Annotated in this window: 2 protein-coding genes and 2 pseudogenes; 1 reads left to right on the top strand and 3 read right to left on the bottom strand. The window is 48.6% G+C overall.

All coding sequences use genetic code 11. From position 1 onward, the window contains the following. Positions 1 to 322: 322 nt before the first annotated feature. The 3 genes and pseudogenes from QZ506_RS20080 to QZ506_RS20090 all read right to left on the bottom strand — a co-directional run. Entirely contained in the window at positions 323 to 541 is a 219-nt protein-coding gene (locus tag QZ506_RS20080) for an ogr/Delta-like zinc finger family protein (RefSeq protein WP_291973430.1), read from the bottom strand. 71 nt (positions 542 to 612) lie between these two features. After that, positions 613 to 1011 (bottom strand): annotated as a pseudogene (locus QZ506_RS20085) (phage late control D family protein); the annotation flags it as partial. Between the two features lie 29 nt (positions 1012 to 1040). Next, positions 1041 to 1157 (bottom strand): annotated as a pseudogene (locus QZ506_RS20090) (IS1 family transposase); the annotation flags it as partial. A 48-nt stretch (positions 1158 to 1205) separates the two neighbouring features. Between QZ506_RS20090 and QZ506_RS20095 the strand changes: the two are divergent. Beyond that, positions 1206 to 1367, top strand: coding sequence for a hypothetical protein (locus QZ506_RS20095; protein ID WP_291973428.1), 162 nt, complete (start codon positions 1206 to 1208; stop codon positions 1365 to 1367). The last annotated feature ends 122 nt before the right edge of the window (positions 1368 to 1489 follow it).

Consider the following 1489-nt stretch of genomic DNA (forward strand, 5'->3'; position numbering starts at 1 on the left):
CACGTGGTATTGCTGGTTCAGCAGGCAGTAAAGACTGGATGATCATCCATGCTTCATCGGGAAGGTCGTAGCGAGCCATAGTTCAATATACTGTGGAAACATACGGTTACTATAACTCAGGCAATTAAGGGACACAGCCTAGCATCATTTTACGCGATTATAATGATTTCAAAATAAGTTTTCATACGACACCGTGTTAATGCAATGTAAATTAGTTTAGTATACTTAGTGTTTATGAGGTTATCATTGATGTAACACTATTTGCAATCAGAGGTTTTGCAAGGCATCCCCGCCCCAAAAGCCGCTGCCCCTAATTTTCCTATCAAAATTGTAGCATTCCCTGGCAGTTCTGGCCTGGGTGGGGTGACGCAGGTTCTATCTGCCAGGGAACACAGATGGAGTGGGTAAAGGCTTCGTGTGTGATAAAGGTGTGACCACAATTAATGTTGGTACATTGATTGTAGCGCTCTTTGGTGGTGGTCGTAATGTAGTGGCTGGTACGGGTATGGGCGGCCTGGGCGCAAAGGGTGCAATGCATCATGGCGTGAGTGCTCTCCATCACGCACCCGACTAAGGTCGGTGGTAGCGGTCAGTGTAGCATTTCCGTTTTTCTCATTCCATTTCAAGCGCATCGATTTTTACCTCCAGCTCCAGGGCGGTGGTAAATCCGCTGCTATTGAGCGTGTGCGTCACGGTAACCAGTGTCCAGGCGGCCTAGTCGATTTCTTTTTTAAAGCCGCTGACCCTGACCGGCATTTCGGGGGTAAGTTCGGCGCGGCCGCGTGCCAGCGTGATGGCGAAGGTGGCGACGCCGCGTTGCAGACGCTCCCAGTTCGCTCTGGCCGCCCGTTCAGCATTGTGCTTTGAGGCGTAGGTATGGCGCAGAACCAGCACGTTTTCCTCACTGCCTACCAGATAATCGCCCTGTTTTTCTGTTTTGGCGGACCGCTTTTTCCGCTTGCGTTTAACGCCGACCGTCTCGGGTTTGGCCTTACGGGTATTAAGCCAGTGGGTCGTGTATTCAATGAGTTGATGTAGCATCAAACGTAGTACTCGCGTTCGATATAAGTACCGATGATCCTATCGTGCATTTCGGATGATTTTGAATATCCGAGCGTCTTGCGATTGAGGCGGGCTTTGTTGAATAAATAGATATTATACTGCGTAGCCATAAAGGCTGCGGATTCCCTTGACGTAAAATCAGTATGTTAAATCCAGAGCGTGGTGATGCATCCCGGAGCGATCAACATTTTAATCCAAAACAGGCGTGTCATAACAGCATTATTCCGTATTATTCAACAAAGCCATTGAGCCGTTGCAATCGGTTACGCAGTGTCAGATGTGCACGCTGCATATTCGCATCGTGATCGATCAGTGATTCGCATGACAATCGATCACGATTTCGCATGAAAGGTCGATCACTGATTCGCGTCGTATCGATCACTCCGGGACTTAACTCTTTTAACCTCCTCTCCATTCGCAGTTTCTA

Origin of the sequence: Candidatus Symbiopectobacterium sp. (assembly GCF_020054415.1) — a bacterium.
GTDB lineage: Bacteria > Pseudomonadota > Gammaproteobacteria > Enterobacterales > Enterobacteriaceae > Symbiopectobacterium.

What these genes read in the sequence shown, in the direction of transcription:
- QZ506_RS20095 (WP_291973428.1), top strand. Translation starts at nt 1,206, where the DNA reads ATGTTAAATCCAGAGCGTGGTGATGCATCCCGGAGCGATCAACATTTT.
- QZ506_RS20080 (WP_291973430.1), bottom strand. Translation starts at nt 541, where the DNA reads ATGATGCATTGCACCCTTTGCGCCCAGGCCGCCCATACCCGTACCAGC.